A 23,886-nucleotide genomic window follows, 5' to 3' on the forward strand; every position below is an offset into this window, starting at 1 on the left:
GTCGGCATCGACGTGCTCGACGACGGATCGTTGGCGGGATCTCTGCGCGCTCGAGGTCAGTTCGCGAACCCGACAGCGCAGTCAGGATTCGGCTGCGTTCCTGCCTGTGGTCCGTGCATCGGCGGACTTTCGACTTTTGATTGACACCCGACAGAAGCCTCGTAGGATGACGACCGAGTGGTAGGTGAATTTCACCCGACCGCTACGGCCCGACCGCCTCCGCGCGTGCCCCGGTGCACGTGGTGGCACTCTCCGTCCGCACGACGACGTGCGGGGGGATCGCGCTCGACGACGAGACGAGGAGGACCACCGGGCAGGGGACGCGCAGCCCTCCCACCAGCACAGACAGACCGAGCCGCCCTGATTCCGTCGTTGGCGCGACGGGGGCGACCCGGTCCGGATGACCCCTCACAGGCGACTGAACCTCACAGGAGCGGCATCAGATGAAGGATATCGACCGGCGTACGCGCCGGAACCGGCGGGTGACCGCGGCTCTGGCCGCCGGCGCCCTCGCGCTCACGGGCCTGGGCGCGGCGACGGCACCCGCCGTCGCGCACGACGGCGTCGACCACGGCGCGGAACCGGGCGCCGAGGCGGCGCTCGACTGGTCCAACTACGAGCGCGTGCTGCTGACGAAGGACGTGGGCGAGCCCATCGACCTCGCGATCCTCCCGGACTCGCGCGTCCTGCACACGGCCCGCAACGGCGACGTCCGGCTCACGGACCCGGCGACGGGCGTCACGCGCGTGGTCACGACGCTCGACGTCTACGCGAACTCGGAGGACGGCCTCCAGGGCGTCGCGCTCGACCCGGAGTTCGAGGACAACGGGTGGGTCTACCTCGTCTACGCGCCGCGCGACGCGGACGGCGACGGTGTCGCGGACACCCCGACGGGCAACGCGCCCAACTCGCTCCCGGCGGGCGAGGACGAGAGCTATTGGGACCGCTGGGTGGGCGTGAACCGTCTCGCCCGGTTCCAGTGGACGGGCGACACGATCGACCTCGCGAGCGAGCAGGTGATCCTCGACGTCGAGGTGCAGCGCGGCCAGTGCTGCCACGTCGGGGCGGACATCGACTTCGACGGCGACGGCAACCTCTACCTCACGACGGGCGACAACACGCCCGCGAGCACCCCGGGCGCGAACGGCTTCGCGCCGAACAACGACGCCCCCGGCATGAACCCCGGCTTCGACTCGCGCCGTGGCGCGGGGAGCACGAACGACCTGCGCGGCAAGATCCTGCGGATCCACGTCGAGGACGACGGCTCCTACTCGATCCCCGAGGGCAACCTGTTCGCGCCGGGCACCGAGGGCACGCGCCCCGAGATCTTCGTCATGGGCGTGCGCAACCCGTTCCGGTTCGAGGTCGACCCGGAGACGAACTCGCTCTCCTGGGGCGACTACGGCCCCGACGCGACGAAGGCGGTCGCGGAGACCGCGGGCCGCGGTCCCATGGGCCTCGTGGAGTGGAACGTCGTCTCGCTCGACGACCCGCACAACGCCGGCTGGCCCTACGTCCAGGGCGACAACTTCGCCTACAACGACTGGGACTTCGCGACGGGCACGCCGGGGGAGTTCTTCGACCCCGAGAACCTCGTCAACGACTCCCGCTGGAACACGGGCCTGCGCGAGCTGCCGCCGGCCCGCGCCGCGACGCTCTGGTACGGCGACAACCCGGGCGACCAGCCGTGGGACGAGCTCGTGAGCTTCGGCTCCGGCTCCGGCCAGGCGCCCATGGGCGGGCCCGTCTACCACTACGACGCCGACAACCCGTCGACGACGAAGCTCCCCGCGTACTGGGACCGCAAGGCGTTCTTCGGCGAGTTCTCGCAGGACTACCTCGCCGCGTTCACGGTCGACTGGGAGACGTTCGACGTCACGCACATCGAGGACTTCCTGCCGAACGCCGCGCTCGCCGCGGCGGGCCAGCCGCCGCACGACAACCCGATGGACCTCGAGTTCGGTCCCGACGGCTCGCTCTACGTGCTCGACTACGGCGACGGCTTCTTCCGCGCCAACCCCGACGCGGGCCTGTACCGGATCGACTACGCCGAGGGCAACAAGGCGCCCCAGGCGCGCTTCACCGCGACGCCCACGTCGTCGTCGCAGGCACCGCTCGAGGTGACGTTCGACGCGTCGACGTCGTCCGACCCCGAGGGTGACGACCTCACCTACGCGTGGGACGTGGACGGGGACGGCACGTTCGACGCCGAGGGCGTCCGGGCGACGCACACGTACACGGAGATCGGCGCGTACACCGCGCGCCTGCGCGTCACCGACGCGTCGGGCAAGTTCTCCCTCACGTCGCGCGTCATCTCCGTCGGGAACCAGGCGCCCGAGGTCACGATCGAGTACCCGGCCGACGGCGCGTTCTTCGACTGGGGCCAGGCCGTCCCGTACAAGGTGACCACGACCGACGCCGAGGACGACCTCGGCGGCGGCGAGGCGCCGACGCCGCACCTCACGTCGGGCGACCAGATCGGCGAGTGGCTCGCGGACGCCATCGGGCACGACGTCCTCGTCGAGACGCTCGGGGTCGACGCCGAGACGCTGGGCGAGGCCTCCGGCTTCACCCTCGACGAGCTCGTCGCGATCTCCGGCGGCGCCGTCACCGCGCAGATGGTGGCGGACGTGCTCGAGGCGTACGCCGCCGCGTTCGAGGACCCGCAGGCGGGCTCGGGCACCGTGTGCTCGCGCGTCGCGTGGACGTACGGCCTCGGGCACGACGAGCACGCGCACCCCGAGTCCACGGGCACGGGCTGCACGGGCGCGTGGCGCACCGACCCCAACTCGCCCGAGCACGGCCCGGGCGCGCTCCTGTACGGGGCGGTCGTCGTCACGTACACCGACGCGGGCCACAACGGCCTCCCGCCGGCCGCGGGCGAGGCGACGCTGCGCCTCAACCCGAAGGAGCAGCAGGGCGAGCACGCGATCGGCCGCGAGGGCGTCGAGGTGTTCGCCGACGCGACCGCACGGGGCGGCAACGCCGTCCGCGGGCTCGGCGCGGGCGACTTCCTGCGGTACGACCCGGTGAGCTTCGCCGGGATCGACGGCGCCGTGGTCCGCGCGAGCGGCGGCGGCGAGCTCGAGCTCCGCTGGGGCGCGGCCGACGCCGAGCCGTTCGCGACCGCCGTCGTCCCCGCGGGCGAGGGCTGGCAGGACGTGGAGATCACGTTCGACGCCCCCGAGGGCTCGGGCACGCTGTTCGTGACGTCGTCCGACGAGCTCGCGGTGGACGCGATCACCATGGTGGGCGCGGGCGCGGCGGACGTCACCGCCCCGACCGTCGCGCACACGCTCGCGCCGGAGACGCCCACGGGCGTCGGCGGCGTGTTCAACGAGCCGGTGCGGTTCTCCGTGCAGGCCACCGACGACGGCGCGGTCGCGAGCGTGCAGTACTCGCGCGACGCGGGCGCGACGTGGACGAACCTCGCGGCGAACCAGCAGTACGGCGTGACGTTCTCGCAGGACGGCGCGTACGACCTGCTCTACCGCGCGACCGACACGGGCGGCAACGTCTCCGAGGCCGGCGCGGTGTCGTTCACGATCGACCTCGACGCCCCGGACGAGCCGACGGTCGCCTCGGCCACGACGGTCTCCGTCGGCGCCGCGCGCGTCTCCTACGGCGCGCCGGGCGAGGCCGTCGTCACGGTCACGGGCGAGGGCGGCACGCCCACGGGCGAGGTCGTGCTCACCACGGGCGAGACCGAGGTCGGGCGCGGGACGCTCGCGGACGGCACGGCGACGATCGCGATCGACCCGTCGCTCGCCGTCGGGACGCACACCCTCACCGCGACGTACGGCGCCGACGGCGTCTACACGGCGTCGGCGGGGACGGTGCGCCTCACGGTGGCCCAGGCCCGGTCGACCACGACGGGCAGCGTGGCGCCGAACCCGGTGAAGCCCGCCGTCGCGGCGAAGGCGACGCTCCACGTGGAGTCGTCGACCGGCGTCGTGCCCACGGGCGACGTGCAGGTGACGGTGCGCAAGAACAACGGCACCGTCGCGTCGCTCACCGGGACGCTCGACGAGGCGGGGGACGTCGTCGTGACGCTCCCCAAGCTCGCGGCGACCGGCACCTACCAGGTGCAGGCCCGCTACCAGGGGTCCGCCGGGGTCGCGCCCAGCACGGTGAACCTCACCCTCACGGTCCGCAGCTGACCGTCCCACCGGTGGCCCGGGCGACCCGCCCGGGCCACCGGCCCCCAGGCGTCCCCGGGTGCGGTCCCGGGGCGGCTCACCTCGAAGGAGAGACATGAGTTCACACCACCACCCGACGGTCTCGGCCAAGCCGATGACCCGTCGCAACCTGCTCAAGGCGCTCGCGGCGTCGTCGGTCGCCGTGGGCGTGGGGGCCGCCCTCGGTCCGTCGGCGGCGAACGCGCTCGGCGGCGCCCTCCCGACGGCGGTCGCGCCGTCCGGCGGGCGCAACCGGCTCGTGCCGGTGAACCGCATCGGCATCCAGCTCTACACCGTGCGGGACAAGGTCAGCTCGCTCGGGTTCCGGGCCGTGTTCGAGGAGCTCGCCGACATCGGCTACTCCGAGATCGAGTTCGCGGGCTACACGCAGGGGAGCGTCGGCGCGATCACCGTGCCGGAGATCCGGCAGCTGCTCGACGACAACGGCCTGCGGGCCGTCGGTGCGCACGTCAACCTCACCCCGGCGAACATCGACGCCGAGATCGAGAAGGCGCTCGCGCTCGGCATGCCGCACCTCGGCCAGGGCGGACCCATCGCGGGCGGCTACGGCGGACCCATCCCCAAGGCGCAGTGGCTCCAGGCCTGCGAGACCTGGAACCAGATGGGCGAGAAGGCCCGCGCGGCGGGGCTCAAGCTCTACTCGCACAACCACGCCCAGGAGTGGGCGTTCACCAGCGACGACCCGAACCAGCGCGTCTACGACCTGCTGTGGGACAACCTCGACCCCGAGCTCGTGTTCTTCGAGATGGACGTCTACTGGGCGTACGTGGGCCGCCACCTGTACCCCGGGTTCGAGCCGATCGACTACGTCACGCGCGACCCGCGCCGCTTCCCGATCCTGCACCTGAAGGACGGCAAGACCAACGAGTCCAGCGGCAACGGCTACGACATCATCGAGTTCGGCGCCGGCGACATCCCCTACCAGGCGTTCCTCTCCCAGCTCCGCGACCGAGGGCAGCGGTTCGGGCTGTACGAGCAGGACAACGCGGCGACCGTGGCCGAGCCCGGCAACGCCCTCAACTCCCTGGGCAACGCCCGCCGCAGCTACGGCGAGATCTCCTCGCTCCGCGGCTGACGCGGACCGACCACACCTGACAAGGAGCATCACATGAAGTGGAAGTGGAAGGTCCCGGCCGCCGCGCTGCTCGCGGTGGCCACGGCCACGGCGGTCGCGCCCGCGGCGCAGGCCGCCGACGTCGAGTGCACGACCGACCTCGGCGACCGGACCGTCAGCGGCGACCTCGTCGTCCCGGGGGGCGCGGACTGCGTCCTCGGTGGCGCGACCGTCGAGGGCGACGTCGTGGTCCAGCCGGGCGGCTGGCTCGACGCGACGTCCGTGACCGTCGGGGGCGACGTCGTCGCGACCGACGCGTACGGCGTGCTGCTCGACGGCACGAGCGTCGCCGGGGACGTCAGCGTCTACTCGGCGGGCACCCGGAACGGGTTCCTGTACCTCAACGACCTCACCGTCGGGGGCGACGTCGCGGCCGGGGGCGTGGACGTCGAGATCAGCGACTCGACCGTCTCCGGCGGGCTGCTCACGCAGGAGGCGAGCTACGTCGACCTGCTGCGCACGTCCGTGCGCGGAGACGCGACGCTCGACGGCTCCGCGTTCGGCGTGACGGTCGCGGGCGCCGTGGTCGGGGGCACGCTCACCGTGAGCAACGGTGCGCGCGACCTGCTCGTCGGCGCGACGGCGTCCGGCGAGGCCGACGAGTGGGGCAACGCGGTCGCGGGCGACCTCGTGCTCAGCGGCAACGCCGGCAACCTGCGGGTCGCGGGCACGGCGGTCCAGGGCACGATCCGTGCGACGGGCAACGACCCGGCCGCCGTCCTCGGGCCCGGGAACACCGCGGGCGGCGTCGAGGGCGACCACACCGGCGAGGAGCCGGGGGCCGCGCCCGAGGGCGACCAGGCCGTGGCCGTCACCGTGCCGCAGCAGTCCGGGGGCGAGCTCACGTGGTCGCTCGAGGGCTCGTCGCGCCTCGTCGACCTCGGCGTCGCCGACGAGGAACTCAGCTACTACCAGGCCCAGGGCCAGCTCGTCCCCGTGCGCGTCCAGGACACGCGCGCGGGCGACCCGGCGTGGTCCGTCACCGGCCAGGTGTCCGACTTCACGGCGGGCGGCCAGACCGTCGACGGCAAGCACCTCGGCTGGACGCCGGGCGTCATCGAGAACGGCGGCGACGCGGTCGCCGGCGCGCCGGTCGCGTCCGGGTTCGACGAGGGCGAGGGCCTCAAGCAGGCGCGCACCCTCGCGCGGGCCGACGAGGGCCACGCGCGCGGCGCGTCCGTGGTCGGCGCCGAGCTCGACCTCAAGATGCCGCTCGACACCCCGCGCGGCACCTACACCGCGACGATCACGCTCACCGCACTGGGCTGATCCCGCGGGACACCGCAGCCCGGCCCGCCACGGGCCGGGCGACCGGTCGGCCACCACGCACGCCGTGGTGGCCGGCCGGGCCGGCGGCTCGTCGTCCGAGCCGCCCCACCTGCACCGACGAAGGACCGAGCGCATGACCCACCGACGCACCTCTCCCGCCCCCGCGTCCCGCGCCCTGCGCGCGCTCGCCGGGCCCCTGCTCGCGCTCGCGCTCCTCGCCGCGCCCGCGGCCGCCGCGCTCCCCGGGGAGGCCGCGCCCGCCGCGGCCCCCCGCCAGGTCGCGCCCGCCGCGCGGGCGTCCCTCGCGACCGATGACGCGCCCGCCCCCGACCCGGCGCAGACCGTGCAGTGGGGCGTGCGCCCGGGAGACACCGCCCAGGGCGTCGACCGTCCCAACTTCGCGTACTCGCTCGCGCCCGGCGGCTCCCTGCGCGACAGCCTCGTCGTCTCGAACCACGGCGACACCCCGCTCGCACTCGCCGTGTACGCCGCCGACGGCTTCCTCACCGACGACGGCACGCTCGACCTCCTGCCCGCGGGCGAGGAGTCGACCGCGCTCGGGACGTGGATCGCCCTCGACCAGGCCGAGGTCGAGATCCCCCCGCAGGAGCGCATCGAGGTCCCCTTCACCGTCACCGTGCCCGACGACGCGACCCCGGGCGACTACGCCGCCGGAGTCGTGTCGTCCCTCGTCGTGGTCGCCGAGGACGGCGTCACGACCGACCGCCGGCTCGGCTCGCGCGTCCACCTGCGGGTCCAGGGCGAGCTCGCCCCGGCGCTCGCGGTCGACGACGTGCGGCTCGCCTACGACGGCACGCTCAACCCGTTCGCGCCCGGCAGCGCGACCGTCACGTTCACCGTGACGAACGAGGGCAACGCGCGCGTCGCGCCGGCGACCGCCGTCCGCGTCGCCGGTCCGTTCGGGCTCGGCGCGACGTCCGCGACCGACGTCGACGTGCCCGAGCTCCTCCCCGGCTCGTCCGTCGAGCGGACCGTCGAGGTCGACGGCGTCTGGCCGCTCGGTCGCGAGGTCGCGACGCTGACGGTCGGCGGAGAGGTCGTGCCGCTGCCCGGGACGGTGCCCGACCCGGAGGTCGTCGTGCCGGGCGTCGTCGCGACCGCCACCACCTGGGCCGTGCCGTGGGTTGCGCTCGGCCTCCTCGTCCTCGTGGCGCTGCTCGTCGTCTGGCGCGTCCGCGCGCGGCGCCGGGCGCGGACCGCCCAGCAGCGCGCGGTCGACGCCGCCGTCGCCGCCGCGCTCGCCGAGCGTGCCGCGGGCGGTGCGGACGAGCCGACGACCGAGGAGTCCCCGAGCGAGCCCGTCGGCAGCCCGGCAGCGGACCGGGACCCCTGGGCGAGACCTGCGCCGTGAGGTGTCCGGGCCGGAGCGACGGTGGTGGAGACGGCGTCACCTGGCGCACCTGAGCGGCGCGGCGCCTTCGATACGGTGCGGGGGTGCAGCTCGAGTGGACACAACCGTTCCGGTGGGGCCTCCTCCTTGCTTTCGACGAGCAGGAGTCCTTCGACCTTCCCCCGGACCTCGGCGACGAGGCGATCACGTCGTCACCGTCCTGCCTGGCCGTGCCGGTGCTCCATGCCGCCGACATCGACGTCTCGGACGACTGGCCCGAGGGCGTGGATCCTCCGTCCGCGACGGTCACCGTGACCGTCGTCGTCGGTGAGCCCTTGCCCACGGGAGTTGCGGAGTTCGACGGACAGCTCAGCTGCCCGTCCGGGCGACTCGCGATCGGGGACGCCGAGAACGAGCGCACCGTCGACGTCCCCCCAGGGTCGCTGCGTGTGCAGGTCGACCGAGAGCCCGCGGAGTACGCGAGCCACGTGACGATGCGCATCGCCGCCGCCCGGGAGCCGGACTGACGCCGGGGAACCTCGGCACGAGTCCGTGGAGCGGTACCGGGCCCGCGCCTGAGCGTCCCCGTCGCGGGGCGCAGGCTCAGCCTCCCGGCCGCGTGACGTCGTCGTGCGGGACGAGCACCCGCACCCCCGGCCGGTCGACGACGGTCGTCGTCGTGGCGTCGAGCGCGCGCCAGGTCTCGTCGCTGAACCCGTTGCCGGTCGACCGCACGAGCACGGCGGACGACCCCGACGTCAGGTAGCGCAGCGCCTCCTCCTGCCAGGCGAGGTTCCGACGGCGCGGCACCGGCTCGCCGGCGGCGTCCCGCGCGCCGTGGTCGTACGAGTACCCCGACAGGTCCACGGGGAGCTCGCAGCCGCGCTCGAGGTCGCGGCTCAGCACGTCGAGGACGGCGAGGACCCCGGGGGAGTCGGCGCGGACGCAGCCGTCGTCGGGGAGCGCCGCCGCCACCTCGGCCGTCGGGAACGGGGCGAGGCGCGGTGCGGTCTGCACCGCGGCCACGAGGAGGGCTGTGGCGCCGATGCTCAGGAGCGTCCCCGCCGCGACCCGGCTCGGGCGGGGCAGGAGCGAGCACGCGGCGGCCAGGACGAGGACCAGCGCCGGTGCCGAGAACGCCGCGTACTGCGGGTACGCGGACGGCGAGAGCAGCAGGACGCCGACCTGCACCGCGAGCAGCACGACCCACAGCCTCCCGCGCCGCCCGACCCACGCCGCGACCGCGGCGACCGTCGCGAGCGCCAGCACGGTCCACGCCACGGCGAGCTGCTCCTGCTCCGGCACGAGGTCGCGCAGGCCGCCGGTCCCCGTGAGCCACACGAGCCGCTGCTCGAGGTCCGTCGTCGCCGGGGGCCGGGTGAGCTGGTCGAGCACGACCATGCGGACCATGTCCGACCCCGCGGCGAGGAGGAACGGGCCGAGGACCGCCACCAGCGCGACGACAGCGCCCGTGGCCGCACGGGCCGCGGTGCGCCACCCGGCGGCGAGCAGCAGCCAGAGGAGCACGACGAGCAGCGGCACCACGCCCCAGATCTTGACCGTCGCACCGAGCCCGAGGACGGCCCCGCCCGCCCAGAGCCACGGGCGCTCGCGGCCGGTGCCCTCCTGGCGCCGGTCGAGGCCGCGGAGCAGCAGCACGACCCCGCCGAGCAGGCACAGGGAGCCGAGCGGTTCGAGGAGCGTGAGCCGCTCGGCCCACGCCGCGGCGTACGACAGCGCGTAGAGGACGCCGCCCACGACGGCCGCCGTCGTGCCCCACCGGCGCGCCACGCGCGTCAGGAGCACGGCGTTGGCCGCGCCGACGAGCATGATGCCGACGCGCGCTGCGACCAGGGCGTGGTCGTCGCTCGTCCACGTGGTGAGCGCCGCGAAGGGCGTCAGGGCGAGCGTCGAGCCGGGCGGGTGCAGCAGGAGGAAGTCGCGGTAGGGCACGCGGCCGTGCACGAGCGCCACCGCGGCCGAGAAGTACACGCCGTCGTCGTAGCCGCGGTACCCGCCGATCCCGGCCGAGCCGCCGACGAGGTGCCACCGCACGAGGAACGCCATGCCCGCCACGACGGCGGCCACGACCCACCCCCACCGCGCGGCAGCGGGCGCTCGGCGCGGGGCACGGGCTGCCAGGCTCACACCCGCCAGTGTGCGCCGGGGCCGCGGCGGGCGCGCGACGCGTCCCCCTAGCGGGACCCGACCGGGCGCTCCCGGCCGGGCTCCGGCAGGTCGTCGGCCGGGGCGGGCGCCGCCGGGCGCGGCAGGGGCCGGACCTGGCCCGCGACCGCGAGGGACAGCACCGTCGCGGCGCAGATCACGAGGAGCGCGTGGCGGGCCCCGACGCCGTCGACCAGCAGGCCGAGCAGCGGGGGAGCGCTCAGCATCGCGACCGTGGAGAACGACGTCGCGACCGCGACGCGGGGTGCGGCGTGCGCGGGATCGTCGGACGCTGCGGCGATCGCGACGGGGTTCGCGAGCGCCGCACCGCAGCCCCACAGGACGATCCCCACCCACGCGAGCGGCAGCGTGGGCGCGAGGCCGAACACGAGGAGCCCGACGAGCGCGGAGGCGCCCGACGCCCGGAGCACCGCGACGCGACCGAACCGGTCGATGAGCCCGGTGCCGGCGAACCGGAACACCGTCATCGCGCCGACGAACGTCCCGTACGCCACCGCGCCGAGCGCCTCGCGCACGTCGAACCCGTCGACCACGGCGATGGACAGCCAGTTGCCCGCTGAGCCCTCCGAGAGCGACGACGCGAGCAGCACGAGCCCGATGAGGAGGGTGCGCGGCTCGCGCCACGCGGCGAGCGCCGCGCGGACGCCTGCGCCGCGCCGGGGTGCGGGGGCGCCGTCGGCCGCCGCCGTGCGCGCCGCGGCACGCTCGGGCGCGATCGCCGTCGCGGGCGCGATGAGGAGCGCGCGGGCCGCCGTGACGACGAGCGTGACGACGACGACCTGCGTGGCGATGCCCACGTGCGCCCACGAGAACGCGGCGGCGACGAGCGCCCCGCACGCCGCCCCGATCGAGAAGGCCGCGTGGAAGTGGGGGAGGATCGCGCGCCCGACGTGCTGCTCCACCGACGCCGCGCAGATGTTGATGGGGACGTTGGTCAGCGCGCCGCACATGCCGTTGAGGAACGCGCCCGCCGCGAACACGCCGACGCTGCCGGTCGCCGTGCCGAGCGCGACGAGGCCGAACCCGACGACGTTCGCGGACGTCGCGACGACGAGCGTCGTGCGGCTGCCGAAGCGCGCGACGACTGCGCCCGTCACGACGACGGCCGTGAGGGTGCCGACCCCGCCCACGACGAGCAGCGCGCCGAGCTGGCCCGAGCTCAGCCCGAGCGCCTCGCGCACCGACGGCAGGCGGCTCATCCACGACGTGCCGATGACGCCGAACAGCGCGAACTGCACCATGAGCGCCCACCGCGCGCGCGAGACCACGGCGCGGTCCGTCAGGGCGCGCGCCGTCCCGGAAACCGGAGGGTTTGTTGACACTTGCCCGAGTCTACGGAGCGGGCGGGCCCCCGGGCCTCCGTTTTCCGGGGCGGCGACCCGTCAGACGCGGACGGTCCCCGCGACGCACGTGACGCTCGACCCGCCGACCCAGACGGTCCCGGCGCCGTCGCGCTCGACGTGCACGCGCCCCGCCCGGCCGAGCGCGGCGCCCTGGGCGGCGACGTAGCGGCCGGGGAGGCGGCCGTCGCGCGTGAGCCACTGTCCGACGACGGCGTTGAGGCTCCCGGTGACCGGGTCCTCGGGGATGCCCATGGCGAGCGCGAACCCGCGCACCTCGACGGCCGTGCCGTCGGGGCCGCCGTCGTCCCCGTGCAGGCCGGCGACGCCCACCGAGAGGTCGGGGTGCTCCGCGCGCAGCCGGGTCCAGTCGGGCGTCAGCCCCGCGACGCGCGCGGCGGAGTCGAGCAGGACGACGCGCCAGCCCGGCCCGTTGTCGAGCACGCGGTGGTCGAGCACGGCCTCGTCGGGGACGCCGAGCGCGGCGACGATCGCCGCGAGGTCGTCGGCCGGGACCGGCTCGTCGGCGAGCAGCGCGGGCGCGGCGAACGCGAGCCGCTCCGTGCCCTGCTCGCGCCGGATCGTCACGAGCCCGACGCCGCACTCCTGCACGACGACGTCCCCCGCGCGCGGGCTGCCGCCCGCCTCGAGCCACGCGTGGCACGACCCGAGCGTCGGATGGCCCGCGAACGGCAGCTCGCCCGCCGGGGTGAAGATCCGCAGGCGGTAGTCGGCGCCGCCTGCGGCGCCGTCGGGCGTGGGCGGCAGGAGGAACGTCGTCTCGGAGAGGTTGGTCCAGCGCGCGAAGGCGGCCATCTGCTCGTCCGTGAGGCCGACGGCGTCGAGCACGACCGCGACGGGGTTCCCGAGGGTCGGCGTGCGGGTGAAGACGTCGACCTGGGCGAACGGGCGGGACGCGGTCCGGTCGGCGATGTCTCCGTGGCGTGCGGTCATGCCGTGAGCGTACGTCCCCGCTGATGGGAGCACTTTTGTCGACGGTGCGACGGAAGTTGTAGACACATCGATAGAACGGGGGCTAGCCTGTCCAGCGTTGTCATCGACGGGGCCAGGCAGGGGTTACGCTCCGTGGACTCGTAGTCCGACCGAGTAAGGAGCAACGATGCTCGAACGCACCAGCCTGCCGGTGTCCCGCCGGATCAGGTACCGACGCGGCGCGGCCGCCCTCACCCTCGGCGCCCTGGTCGTCGCGGGCTGGGCCGTCCCCGCCGCGGCCGATCTCCCCGAGCAGGAGCCCGGCGTCACGCTGCGGACCTTCCAGCTCGCGCAGAACCCCGGCGGGGTCTGCACCCTGAAGTCCGGGCAGACGCCCAACGTCGACAAGCTCATGCCGACCATCGACTGGTCCACGGCCGAGCAGTTCGGCGCCGAGGACAACTTCATCTCGCAGGTGAGCGCAAACCTGCACGTCCCGGCGGACGGCCAGTACCAGTTCCGCGTGACCAACGACGACGGCGCGCTCGTCTACATCGACGGCCAGCTCGTCCTCGAGAACGACGGCCCCAACGACTCGACCTCCGTCGAGGGCAGCGCGACGCTCACCGCAGGCGTGCACGACCTGCGGGTCGACTACTACGAGGGCAGCGACAAGCAGCGCCTCACGCTCGCGTGGAAGACGCCGGGCAGCTCCTCCTTCCAGGTGATCCCGACCTCGGCGCTCAGCACCGAGGCCGGCGTCGTGCGCGTGACCGCGCCCGGCTACAAGTACTGCGAGGGCGCGACCGACACGGCCGGCGACGGCCTGCGGCTCGACTCCGTCAACCCCAACTACGAGCTCGTCGACCTGCGCCCCGCGGGCTTCGAGCCCAAGGTCTCCGGCCTGGCGTTCACGCCGGACGAGCAGCTCGCCGTCGTGACGACGGGCGAGGTCAGCTCCGGCGGCTGGCGCCCCGACCCGGTGTCCGGCGAGGTGTACTTCCTCGACGGCGTCACCACGGCCGACGGCCCCGAGGACGTCACGGCGACGCTCGTCGCGGACGAGCTGCTCAACCCCATGGGCATCGAGGTCGTCGAGGACTCGATCTTCGTCTCGGAGCGGTACCAGCTCACGCAGCTCACCGACCCCGACGGCGACGGCTTCTACGACACCCACACGAAGATCGCGGAGTGGCCCGACGGCGGCAACTTCCACGAGTTCGCGTTCGGCCTGATCCACGACGAGGACTACTTCTACGTCAACCTCTCCGTGGCCATCAACAACGGCGGCGCGACGACGAACCCGCAGCCCGCGGCCAACCGCGGCACGTCGATCAAGATCGACCGCGAGACGGGCGAGGTGAGCTACGTCGCGGGCGGCCTCCGCACGCCGAACGGCATCGGCTTCGGCCCCGAGGGCGAGATCTTCGCGACGGACAACCAGGGTGCCTGGCTGCCGTCGAACAAGCTCATCCACATCCAGCAGGACAAGTTCTACAACCACTACACGAACCCGGCCGGGCCGTTCGACTCGAACCCCGTCGCCCCGCCGGCCGTGTGGCTGCCGCAGAACGAGATCGCCAACTCCCCGGGCAACCCGATCCTCGTCGAGGACGGCGAGTTCGCGGGCCAGATGCTGCTCGGCGACGTCACGTACGGCGGCATCCAGCGCGCGTTCCTCGAGAAGGTCGACGGCGAGTTCCAGGGTGCGGTCTTCCGCCACACCGCGGGCCTCGAGGTCGGCGTGAACCGCGTCATCTACGGCCCCGACGGCGCGCTCTACGCCGGCGGCACCGGTGAGGGCGGCAACTGGGGCGAGTCCGGCAAGCTCCGGTTCGGCCTCCAGAAGCTCGTCCCCGTCAACGAGGACTCCTTCGACATGAAGGAGATGCGCGTGGTCGAGGGCGGCTTCGAGATCGAGTACACCGACCCGGTCTCCGACGAGGTCGTCGAGAACCTCGCCGACGCGTACCAGATCAAGCAGTGGCGCTACGTGCCGACGCAGCAGTACGGCGGCCCGAAGGTCGACGAGCAGCCGCTCTTCGTCACGGACGCCCAGGTGTCCGAGGACCGCACGACCGTCACGCTGAAGATCGACGGTCTCAAGCCCGGCCACGTCGTCTACGTCCGGTCCCCGCGCCCGTTCGCCTCGGCCGACGGCGCGGAGCTCCTCAGCACCGAGGCCTGGTACACGCTCAACTCGCTGCCCGGCTACGTCGCCCCGGCCGACCGCGGCTGGTACGAGGCGGAGCTGGCCCAGCCCCTCGGCGGCTCGAGCATCGGCTCGGACCACAGCAACTACTCCGGCTCCGGCTTCGCCGCGGGCATGACGAGCGTCGGCTCCGGCCGCACGTTCTCCGTGACCGTCCCCGAGGCGGGCACCTACCCGGTGAACGTGCGCTACGCCAACGGCATCCACCCGTACACCGAGCTGCGGTCCAAGAACGTCTCGCTCCACGTGAACGGCCAGGACCTCGGCCAGTGGAACTTCCCGACCACGGGGAGCTGGAAGGACTGGGGCGTGCAGACGCGCGACCTCGAGCTCCAGGCGGGCACGAACACCATCACGCTCGCGTACGAGACGGGCGACCAGGGCAACATCAACATCGACGTGCTCTCGATCGGCGAGAACCCGGACATCTGCACCCCGGGCGAGGTCGAGGACGGCTACACCGCCCTCTTCGACGGCACCCTCGCGAGCCTCCAGGCGGGCTGGCGCATGGCCGGTCCGGGTGGCTTCGGCCGCCAGGAGGACTGCTCGATCCAGGGCGCGGGCGGCATGGGCCTGCTCTGGTTCAACCAGGAGCTCGGGGACAGCTACAGCCTGAAGCTCGACTGGAAGCTCCTCAAGGACGACAACGGCGGCGTGTTCGTCGGGTTCCCGAACCCGGGCGACGACCCGTGGGTGGCCGTCAACAAGGGCTACGAGATCCAGATCGACGCGACGGACGCCGCCGACCGCACCACGGGTGCCATCTACACGTTCCAGGGTGCCGACGCCGCGGCCGTCGAGGCCTCGCTCAAGCCGGTCGGCCAGTGGAACGCGTACGACATCCGCGTCGAGGGCGACCGCATCCGGGTCTACCTCAACGACGTGCTCGTCAACGACTTCACGAGCAGCGACCCGGCCCGCCTGGTCAACAGCTTCGTGGGGATCCAGAACCACGGCAACGGCGAGATGGTCAACTACCGGAACATCCGGTTCAAGGAGCTGACCGACGAGCCCGTCGAGGAGCTCGCGATCTCGACGACGGTCCAGACCCGCTGCCTCGCGGGCAAGGTCTACGTCGCGGTCCGTGCCACGAACGACGACACGGTGCCGGCGGACGTCACGCTCACGACGCCGTTCGGGACGAAGACGGTGACCGGCGTCCAGCCGGGTGCCTCCGCGTACCAGTCGTTCGCGACGCGTGCCACGTCGGTCGAGGCCGGCGTCGCGCAGGTCTCCGCGACCGGTGACGGCCGGACGTTCGAGGCGGACGCCGCCTACGAGGCCGTCAGCTGCGGCTGAGCCGATGACCCGGGGCGGGCGGCGTGAGCCGTCCGCCCCGGGTCGCACCGGGCGGGGGCGGCGGCACGAGCCGCCCCCGCCCGACCCGTCTCGTCCGGCGCCCGGCAGGGCGTCCCCGCAGGGCGGAGCGCGGTCCGACGGCGCTCCCACCCTCGCGTAGGGTGCTCACGTCCGCGCGCTGCCGCACGGACGCACCGCACGAACGTCGTGGGCGAGCCGGCCGAGGCCGACCCCACGACTCCCCGACGAGTTCCCGACGAGGGGAGCCCCCATGACGCTCGGACGCCTCCTGCACCGGACCGGACGATTCGCCGCCCGCCGCCGGGGCGTGGTCCTCGTCGTCTGGGCCGTCCTCCTCGCCGCGGGCGCCGTGCTCGGCGGGGCGGTCTTCGACAAGACCTCCGACGTCGACCCCGCCCCGCCGGGCAGCGCGTCCGCCCTCGCGGCGGAACGCCTCGAGGAGCTCGCCCCCGAGGGGGAGACCGTCGTCGCGGTGCTGTCCGGCCGCGACCACTTCTCCGCCGACCTCATCGCCCAGGCGAGCGAGGTCATGCACGGCATCCGCGCGATGCCCGGCGTCGTGGAGCTCTCCGACGCCTACACCGGCGGCGGGCTCATCGCCGACGACGCGCAGGGCTCGCTCGTCGTCGTCGAGCTCGACCCCGCGCTGTCCGACGACGAGGCGCTCGCCCTCGCGCACCGCGTCGCCGACGCGCTGCACACCGTCGACACCCCCGAGGTGCTCGTGGGCGGTGCGCTGCTCGCGGAGGAGGCGTTCGTCGAGCAGGCGATCACCGACGCCGCGGTGGGCGAGGGGATCGCGATCGCGGTGCTCCTCGTCGTGCTCGTCGTCGTCCTCGGCGGCCTGCGGGCCGGCCTGGTCCCGCTGCTCTCCGCGCTCGCCGCGATCGCGGTCGCGCTGCTCGTGCTCAGCGGGCTGCTCGGCGTGGTGCCCGTCAACGAGTTCGCCGTGAACGTCGTGACGCTGCTCGGTCTCGGCCTCACGGTCGACTACTCGCTGCTCGTGCTCGCGCGCTTCCGCGAGGAGCGCGCCGCGTCCCCGGGCCTCCCGCTCGACGAGCTCGTCGGGCGCACGCTCGCGACCGCCGGCCGCGCCGTGCTCGCCTCCGGCCTCGCGGTCGCCATCTCGCTCGCCGGGCTCCTCCTGCTCGGTGACTCCCTGCTCTCCGGCATGGCGGTGGGCGGGGCGATCGTCGTGCTCGTCGCGACCGTCGCCGGGCTCACGCTCGTCCCCGCGCTCGTCGCGACGTGGCACCGCGCGATCCCCGCGCCGGGCGCGCGCACGTGGTCCCACCCGTGGACGGGCCGCGGCGGCGCCGGCACGCTGGGCCGGCTCGCGCGCACCGCGCAGCGCCACGCCGTGCTCGTCACGCTCGGCGCGACGGCGCTCCTGCTCGCCCTCGCGGCGCCCCTCGGCTCGCTCACGCTCGGCAGCTCGGAGGTCCGCTCGCTGCCCGCCGACGCCGAGGCGCGCCTCGCCGCTGACGCCACCACCTCCCGCTTCGCCGACCTCGGCGTCGCGCCCGTCACCGTGCTCGTGGAGGGCCCGGTCGACGACCCGGCGGTGCCCGAGCTGCTCGACCGGGCCGCCGCCCTGCCCGGCGTCGAGGACGCCATGCAGGACACCGGCTACCCGCCCGAGGTCACCGTCGTCGACCTCACGCCCGACGTCGGCCCGGGCGGCGACGCGACGGCCCAGGAGGCGCAGGACCTCGTGCACGCCGTGCGCGCCCTCGACACCGACCTGGAGGTGCGGGTCGCCGGACCGGCCGCCGAGGTCGTCGACACCCAGGAGCACCTCGCGCAGCGGCTCCCGCTCGCCGCCGGGGTCGTGGTGCTCGCGACCTTCGTGCTGCTCTTCCTGCTCACGGGCTCGCTCGTCGTGCCGCTCAAGGCCCTCGTGCTCAACCTGCTCACGCTCGCGGCGACGCTCGGCGTCCTCGTCTCCGTGTTCCAGCACGGCGTCGGCGCCTCGCTCCTCGGGTTCGAGCCGTGGGGTGCGCTCGACGTCACCACGCCCCTGCTCGTCGGCATGCTCGTGTTCGGCCTCTCCACCGACTACGAGGTGTTCCTCCTGTCTCGCACCGCGGAGGAGTGGCGCGCCCGCGCGCCCGGCGAGGACCCGCGCGTTGCGAACGACCGGGCCGTGCTCCGCGGCATCACCGCGTCCGGCCCGGTCGTCACGACGGCGGCCGTCGCCATCGGCATCGTGTTCCTCGGCTTCGCGGCGGGCGAGCTCGTCGCGATGAAGGAGGTCGGCGTCGGCATGGCCGTCGCCGTGCTCCTCGACGTCACCGTCGTGCGCGGGCTGCTGCTGCCCGCGACGATGACGCTCCTGGGCCGGTGGAACTGGTGGCCCTCCTGGCGCGGGGGAGAACCCGGGTCCGCCGACGTAGAGCCCGGGTCCGCCGAGGGAGACCCCGGGTCCGCCGAGGTAGAGCCTGGGTCCGCCGAGGTAGAGCCGCGGTCGGTCACACGTCGCGCATGACCTCGGTGACGAAGCGCGCGGAGCGCTCGCGGAGGCCGTCGACGCGGAGCTCGACGAACAGCTCGCGCATCGACTCGTCGTCGCCCATCTCGGTGCGGGTGGGGGCCCGGCGGACGTTCTGCGAGCAGAGGAACTGCGTGCAGATGAGGGTGCCGACGGTGTTGCCGCGACGCCCGGCGGCCCCGGCGCGGCGCGCCACGTAGAGGCTGACGTCGTCCGTCACGACGACGTCCTCGCACCACGCGCACACGGCGCGCTTGCGCCGTCCGCCCGTCTTGGCGTCGGTCGAGCGCAGCAGGACGCCGCGCGGCTCGTCGTCGACCTCCACGACGGCGTACGCGAGGAGCGGGGCCTTGCGGTCGCGCCACCCGAGGTAGTCGAGGCGGTCCCAGTCGAGCGTGTCGAGGTCGGGGAGGGTCGCCTGCGCGGCCTCGCGCTTGGACGCGTTGACGAACGACGCGCGGATCTGCTTCTCGGTCAGGGGGTTCATGGGTTCGCTGCTTCCGTGTCAGGACGGTCCGCGGCCCGGCGGGCGTGCACGACGACGCGTGCTCGCCCGGGCGCACGACGGCGCCGCCGGGGGCGGGGAGGACGGCGTGCCCGCAGCCGTCGCGTCATGACCGGCGCGGCCGGGCGACGACGGGGTCGTCGGACGGCGGTGCGCCCCGGAGCGTGGCGGGCGTCGGGGACGACGGCCCGCGGCCCGGTGGTCTCAGCGGGTGACGGTGCGGGGGGAGAGGGCGCCCGAGCAGGCCGCCATGGCCACCTCGCAGCCTGCGGCGCCGTGCATCCGCGTCTCCTCGTCCCGTGCGGCGCGCCGTCGGCGCGATCCTGACTCGTGGTCGTGCCCGTCCGGCACGACGGACGGCTGCCCTCGGCAACCGTCACCCTCGATGGTGCTCCTCGGCACCCGCCGTCGTCAACGTGATTGCCGCCGGGCTGCCGCGCGACCCGGGGCCCGACGGCCGACGTCGCCCCTCAGGACGTCGCCCAGACACCCAGCTCGTTGCCGCTCGGGTCGAGGAAGTGGAACCGGCGGCCGCCGGGGAACTCGTACGGGCCCTCGACCACCTCCCCGCCCGCGTCCCGCACGGCGGCGAGCGTCGCGTCGAGGTCTTCGGAGAACAGCAGGACGAACGGACCGCCGCGGGTCACGTCGCCCGACTCGGCCAGGCGTAGACCGCCGGCCTCGTCCGCGCCGGACTCTGCCGCCGTGCGGATCCCGGAGTACCCGGGGCCGTAGGGGACGAACTCCCAGCCGAAGGCCGCGCCGTAGAAAGCCTGCGCGGCGGCGAGGTCGGTCACGGGGAGCTCGACGTAGTCGATCGAGTGGTGGATGCCGTGCGCGTGGGTGCTCATGCGCCCATCGTGACGTGGGCCACCCACGGTCGCCGCGCGGGCCGCCCGCGGGCCGCTCGCAGGCACCACCGCGGCGGGCGCTTCCCCGGTGACCTTCGACCCCGACCGGGTGACGAAGTGCCGGGCCCGGCGAGCGGGTCGCCCGGCCAGACTCGGAGGTTCCGCCGTCCACCGTCCGGGAGGAACTCCGTGCCCGTCGCCCTGCCGCCCCCGTCCGAGACCGCCGCACCCGCCGGGGAGCGGCTGGTGTCCGTGGAGGTGGTGGTGCCGTCCGGGGTGTTCTGGGCGGGGGAGGCGCGGAGCGTGACGGTCCCGGCGGCGTCGGGCACGCTGGGCATCCTGCCGCGGCACCAGCCGGTCGCGGCGTCGCTCACGGCGGGCCGGGTGCGTCTGCGCACCCCGGACCGCCCGACGGCCGAGCTGCGGATCGGGGGCGGGTTCCTCGTCGTCGACCAGGACGAGGTGACGATCCTCGCGGACGACGCGACGTGGGTGCCGGCCCGCTAGCCCGCTACGCGGGGTCGGTCGTCGTCCCGAGCTGCACGACGACGACCCGGTGCCCGTCCGGGTCGTGGACGTGCGCGAACCGGTCGCCGGTCTCGGCGTCGGCGTCGGGCCCGACGAACGGCTCGACCCCGGCCGCGGCGAGGCGCCCGAGGGTCGCGTCGAGGTCGTCGACGTAGAGCACGAGGTTGGGCAGGCCGTGCCGCACGAGCGGGGCACCGCCCTCGGGGAGCGGCACGAGCCACAGACCCGGCTCGTCGACGCGCCCCGGGCCGACGTGGAGGAGCGGGAACCCCTCGGTCTCCCCCTGGAACAACGTGCGGAAGCCGAACCCGTCGGCCCAGAACGCGGCGCTCGCGTCGAGGTCGCGGCAGAGCAGGACCGTGCGCCCGATCGTCGTCGTCATGCGACGAGCCTAGGGCGCACCGCCGACGCCGCGTCCGCGTGGGGCCCGGCCTCCCGGGGCGCGCCCGCGCCGTCGGGCATACCGTGGACGGCATGGCGACCGACGGCGGCATCCGCAGGACGATCAGCGACCTCGTGGCGCAGGAGCGCGAGCTCCGCGAGCAGCTCGCGCAGGGTGAGATCACCGGGGGCCAGGAGCACGAGAGGCTCCGGGCGATCGAGGTCGAGCTCGACCAGTGCTGGGACCTGCTGCGCCAGCGCGGCGCCGCGCGCGAGTTCGGCGGCGACCCGGATGCGGCGACCGTGCGAGACCCCGGTACGGTGGAGAACTACCTGGACTGATCGCCGACGGCGACGTCCGGCTCCCGTTCCGACCTCAGAAGGAGAAACCCATGACCACGTCCAGCGAGCAGGCGGCGCAAAGCCCCCTCCCCACCGGGACCGAAGGGCGCGACATCCCCGGTCACGCGGGCGCGGTCGCACGGTTCGTCGTGGCGTTCGCGCTGTTCGTCGGCGGGCTCGTGCTCATGGGGTCGGGCATGTCCGGCGTCGACGGCGGCGTCTGGCTCTTCGTGGGCGGCCTCGCGGCGGCGACGCTCGCCTTCGCCCTCCCGATGGCGGGCACGGGCACGACCGAGCGCTGACCCCCTCGACGCGGAGGCCGGGTCCCGACGGGACCCGGCCTCCGGCGTCTCCCGGGGTCAGCCGAGCGTGGCCCGGACGGCCTTCGCCGCGGTGACGAGGTGCTCGAGCGACGGCACGGTCTCCTCGTAGCGGCGGGTCTTCAGGCCGCAGTCCGGGTTGACCCAGACGACGCGCGGGTCGATCGACTTCACCGCGAGCTCCAGCAGCTCGGTGACCTCCTCCGTCGAGGGCACGCGCGGGCTGTGGATGTCGTAGACGCCCGGCCCGATGCCGCGGGAGTACCCGGCGTCGCGCAGCTCCGGCACGATCTCCATCCGCGAGCGCGCCGCCTCGACCGACGTCACGTCGGCGTCGAGGCCGTCGATCGCGCCGATGACCTCGCCGAACTCCGAGTAGCACAGGTGCGTGTGGATCTGCGTCGCCGCCTCCACGCCCGACGTCGCGAGCCGGAACGACCCGACGGACCAGTCGAGGTACGCCGGCTGGTCCGCGCGGCGCAGCGGCAGGAGCTCGCGCAGCGCGGGCTCGTCGACCTGGACGATCCCGATGCCGGCGGACTCGAGGTCCGCGATCTCGTCGCGCAGCGCGAGGCCCACCTGGTTCGCCGTGTCGCCGAGCGGCTGGTCGTCGCGCACGAACGACCACGCGAGGATCGTCACGGGCCCGGTGAGCATGCCCTTGACGGGCTTCTCGGTGAGCGACGCCGTGTACGCGGACCACTCGACCGTGATCGGCGCGGGCCGCGTGACGTCGCCCCACAGGATCGGCGGGCGCACGCAGCGCGACCCGTACGACTGCACCCAGCCGTTCGCCGTGACGGCGAAGCCGTCGAGGTGCTCCGCGAAGTACTGCACCATGTCGTTGCGCTCCGGCTCGCCGTGCACGAGCACGTCGAGGCCCAGCTCCTCCTGGAGCGCGACGACGCGCGCGATCTCCTCGCGCATCGCGGTCGTGTAGTCCGCGTCCGCGAGCTCGCCCTTCGTCCACAGCGCGCGGGCGCGGCGGATCTCGGGCGTCTGCGGGAACGACCCGATCGTCGTCGTGGGCAGCAGCGGCAGGTGCAGACGCTCCTGCTGCGCCGCCGCGCGCTCGGCGTAGTCGCCGCGCGCGAAGTCCGCGTCGGTCAGCGCGGCCGCGCGCTCGCGCACCGCGGGCACGACGACGCCGCTCGCCGCCGCGCGCGACGCCACCGCCGCGCGGGACGCCTCGATCTCCGCCGCGACGGCGTCGCGACCCTCGGTCAGCGCGCGGGCGAGCGTCGCGACCTCGCCGACCTTCTGGTCCGCGAACGCGAGCCAGTCGCGCAGGCGCGGGTCGAGCGTGGTGCCCGACGCCGTGCCGGGCTCGGCGAACGTCTCGTCCTCGACGTCGTGCGGCACGTGCAGCAGCGACGTCGACGTGCCGACGGCGACCGCGCCCGCACCGAGGCTGCGCGCGGCGGTCAGCGTGTCGAGCTTTGCCGAGAGGTCGGCGCGCCACACGTTGTGCCCGTCGATCGCGCCGACGACGAGCGTCTTCGTCAGGAGGTCGTCGTAGGGCGAGTCCGGAAGGTCCGCACGGACGGCGTCGATCGCGATCGCTTCGACGTCCGTGCCCGCGAGGGCCGCCAGGAAGTCGAAGGTCGCGCCGTCGCCGTCCGGCGACGTCTCCAGCCCGCCGAACGGCGTGGCGACGAGGATCGCGGGCCGCGCGTCCTGCGCCGAACCAGGGGTTGCCGCCGGGTTTGCGGACGAGGCCGCCGAAGACCCCGGGCTCGGCACCGGGCGGAGGTCGGTCGCGAGGGCGCGGTACGCGGACCCCACGGCGGCGGCGAGCTCGGTGAACGGCACGTCGACCGAGTCGGTGACGAGGATCGGCTCGTCGAGCTGGACCCACGGCGCCCCCGCCGCGGCGAGCGCGCGCAGCAGGTCGGCGTAGGCGGCGACGACGTCGTCGAGGCGGTCGAGCGGCGAGTACCCGGCGGGCGCGTCGTCCGCGGCCTTGGACAGCGCGAGGAACGTCACCGGCCCGACGACGACGGGCCGCGTCACGACGCCGGCTTCCTTCGCCTCGACGAACTCGCGCACGACGCGGTCGTCGACGAAGCGGATCGGGGTGTCCGGGCCGATCTCGGGGACCAGGTAGTGGTAGTTCGTGTCGAACCACTTGGTCATCTCGAGCGGGGCGTCGTCCCCCTGGCCGCGCGCCACGGTGAAGTAGCCCGCGAGGTCGAGGCGACCGGCGTCGTCGGTCAGCGACGCGAACCGCGACGGGACCGCCCCGAGGGAGGCGGCGACGTCGAGCACCTGGTCGTAGAAGGAGAACGAGCCGGGGACGGACGCGTCGTCGGCGCCGAGGCCGAGGTCGACGAGCCGGCGGACGGTCGCGAGGCGCAGCTCGCGGGCCGTGGCCTCGAGCTCCTCGGCCGAGGTCTTGCCGGCCCAGAACGCCTCGACGGCCTTCTTCAGCTCGCGGCGGCGACCGATGCGCGGGTAGCCGAGCACGGTGCCGGCGGGAAAGGCGGTACCGGCGGGAGAAGCGACCGGGTTCTGGGTAGGGGAGGGTACGGAAGTGTCCATGA

Annotated in this window: 17 protein-coding genes; 10 read left to right on the forward strand and 7 right to left on the reverse strand. The window is 74.3% G+C overall.

Annotated elements, in window-relative coordinates; all coding sequences use genetic code 11:
* Window positions 1-482 precede the first annotated feature (482 nt).
* From BXA05_RS19975 to BXA05_RS05410, 5 genes are all read left to right on the forward strand, one after another.
* The gene (locus tag BXA05_RS19975; RefSeq protein ID WP_244550389.1) at window positions 483-4,160 is read left to right on the forward strand and encodes a PQQ-dependent sugar dehydrogenase; all 3,678 of its coding nucleotides are present in this window, start codon (window positions 483-485) and stop codon (window positions 4,158-4,160) included.
* A gap of 94 nt (window positions 4,161-4,254) precedes the next feature.
* Entirely contained in the window at window positions 4,255-5,274 is a 1,020-nt protein-coding gene (locus tag BXA05_RS05395; RefSeq protein WP_034651214.1) for a sugar phosphate isomerase/epimerase family protein, read from the forward strand.
* A 33-nt stretch (window positions 5,275-5,307) separates the two neighbouring features.
* Window positions 5,308-6,582 (forward strand): hypothetical protein, encoded by a 1,275-nt coding sequence (locus tag BXA05_RS05400; RefSeq protein ID WP_076404234.1) that lies wholly within the window; start codon window positions 5,308-5,310, stop codon window positions 6,580-6,582.
* Between the two features lie 133 nt (window positions 6,583-6,715).
* Window positions 6,716-7,954 (forward strand): WxL protein peptidoglycan domain-containing protein, encoded by a 1,239-nt coding sequence (locus tag BXA05_RS05405; RefSeq protein WP_076404235.1) that lies wholly within the window; start codon window positions 6,716-6,718, stop codon window positions 7,952-7,954.
* An 83-nt stretch (window positions 7,955-8,037) separates the two neighbouring features.
* Window positions 8,038-8,460: a hypothetical protein gene (locus tag BXA05_RS05410; protein ID WP_076404236.1), complete on the forward strand. Its 423-nt coding sequence runs from the start codon at window positions 8,038-8,040 to the stop codon at window positions 8,458-8,460.
* 76 nt (window positions 8,461-8,536) lie between these two features.
* Here the strand turns inward: BXA05_RS05410 and BXA05_RS05415 are convergent, their stop codons facing one another.
* From BXA05_RS05415 to BXA05_RS05425, 3 genes are read right to left on the reverse strand one after another with little or no spacing between them, the layout of a single operon-like run.
* Entirely contained in the window at window positions 8,537-10,081 is a 1,545-nt protein-coding gene (locus BXA05_RS05415) for a glycosyltransferase 87 family protein (RefSeq protein WP_143311053.1), read from the reverse strand.
* 47 nt (window positions 10,082-10,128) lie between these two features.
* On the reverse strand, window positions 10,129-11,442 hold the full coding sequence (locus tag BXA05_RS05420; RefSeq protein ID WP_143311054.1) for an MFS transporter: 1,314 nt from the start codon (window positions 11,440-11,442) through the stop codon (window positions 10,129-10,131).
* A 60-nt stretch (window positions 11,443-11,502) separates the two neighbouring features.
* Entirely contained in the window at window positions 11,503-12,414 is a 912-nt protein-coding gene (locus tag BXA05_RS05425; protein ID WP_076404238.1) for a PhzF family protein, read from the reverse strand.
* 166 nt (window positions 12,415-12,580) lie between these two features.
* On the opposite strand from BXA05_RS05425, the gene BXA05_RS05430 reads away from it, so the two are divergent.
* Entirely contained in the window at window positions 12,581-15,904 is a 3,324-nt protein-coding gene (locus BXA05_RS05430; protein WP_076404239.1) for a 3-keto-alpha-glucoside-1,2-lyase-like domain-containing protein, read from the forward strand.
* Between the two features lie 271 nt (window positions 15,905-16,175).
* Entirely contained in the window at window positions 16,176-18,413 is a 2,238-nt protein-coding gene (locus BXA05_RS05435; RefSeq protein WP_076404240.1) for an MMPL family transporter, read from the forward strand.
* Here BXA05_RS05435 and BXA05_RS05440 read toward each other — a convergent pair.
* Together BXA05_RS05440 and BXA05_RS05450 are read right to left on the reverse strand one after the other, a co-directional pair.
* The gene (locus BXA05_RS05440) at window positions 18,397-18,903 is read right to left on the reverse strand and encodes an FBP domain-containing protein (RefSeq protein WP_021483431.1); all 507 of its coding nucleotides are present in this window, start codon (window positions 18,901-18,903) and stop codon (window positions 18,397-18,399) included. The genes BXA05_RS05435 and BXA05_RS05440 overlap by 17 nt on opposite strands.
* A 488-nt stretch (window positions 18,904-19,391) precedes the next feature.
* Entirely contained in the window at window positions 19,392-19,772 is a 381-nt protein-coding gene (locus BXA05_RS05450; protein WP_076404242.1) for a VOC family protein, read from the reverse strand.
* Between the two features lie 189 nt (window positions 19,773-19,961).
* Here BXA05_RS05450 and atpC point away from each other — a divergent pair, with 189 nt between their 5' ends.
* Window positions 19,962-20,279 (forward strand): ATP synthase F1 subunit epsilon, encoded by a 318-nt coding sequence (gene atpC, locus BXA05_RS05455; protein WP_211435826.1) that lies wholly within the window; start codon window positions 19,962-19,964, stop codon window positions 20,277-20,279.
* A gap of 4 nt (window positions 20,280-20,283) precedes the next feature.
* Here atpC and BXA05_RS05460 read toward each other — a convergent pair whose 3' ends face one another.
* Window positions 20,284-20,682 (reverse strand): VOC family protein, encoded by a 399-nt coding sequence (locus BXA05_RS05460; protein WP_076404243.1) that lies wholly within the window; start codon window positions 20,680-20,682, stop codon window positions 20,284-20,286.
* 92 nt (window positions 20,683-20,774) lie between these two features.
* Here BXA05_RS05460 and BXA05_RS05465 point away from each other — a divergent pair, with 92 nt between their 5' ends.
* Both BXA05_RS05465 and BXA05_RS05470 read left to right on the forward strand, forming a co-directional pair.
* Complete coding sequence (locus BXA05_RS05465) at window positions 20,775-21,023, forward strand: DUF2630 family protein (protein WP_076404244.1); 249 nt, start codon at window positions 20,775-20,777, stop codon at window positions 21,021-21,023.
* A gap of 50 nt (window positions 21,024-21,073) precedes the next feature.
* Entirely contained in the window at window positions 21,074-21,325 is a 252-nt protein-coding gene (locus BXA05_RS05470) for a hypothetical protein (protein ID WP_244550390.1), read from the forward strand.
* Window positions 21,326-21,382: 57 nt separating this feature from the next.
* Here the strand turns inward: BXA05_RS05470 and metE are convergent, their stop codons facing one another.
* Entirely contained in the window at window positions 21,383-23,884 is a 2,502-nt protein-coding gene (gene metE / locus BXA05_RS05475) for a 5-methyltetrahydropteroyltriglutamate--homocysteine S-methyltransferase (protein ID WP_076404245.1), read from the reverse strand.
* Window positions 23,885-23,886 lie beyond the last annotated feature (2 nt).

The sequence above is a fragment of the Cellulosimicrobium funkei genome, from assembly GCF_900155925.1.
GTDB lineage: Bacteria > Actinomycetota > Actinomycetes > Actinomycetales > Cellulomonadaceae > Cellulosimicrobium > Cellulosimicrobium funkei.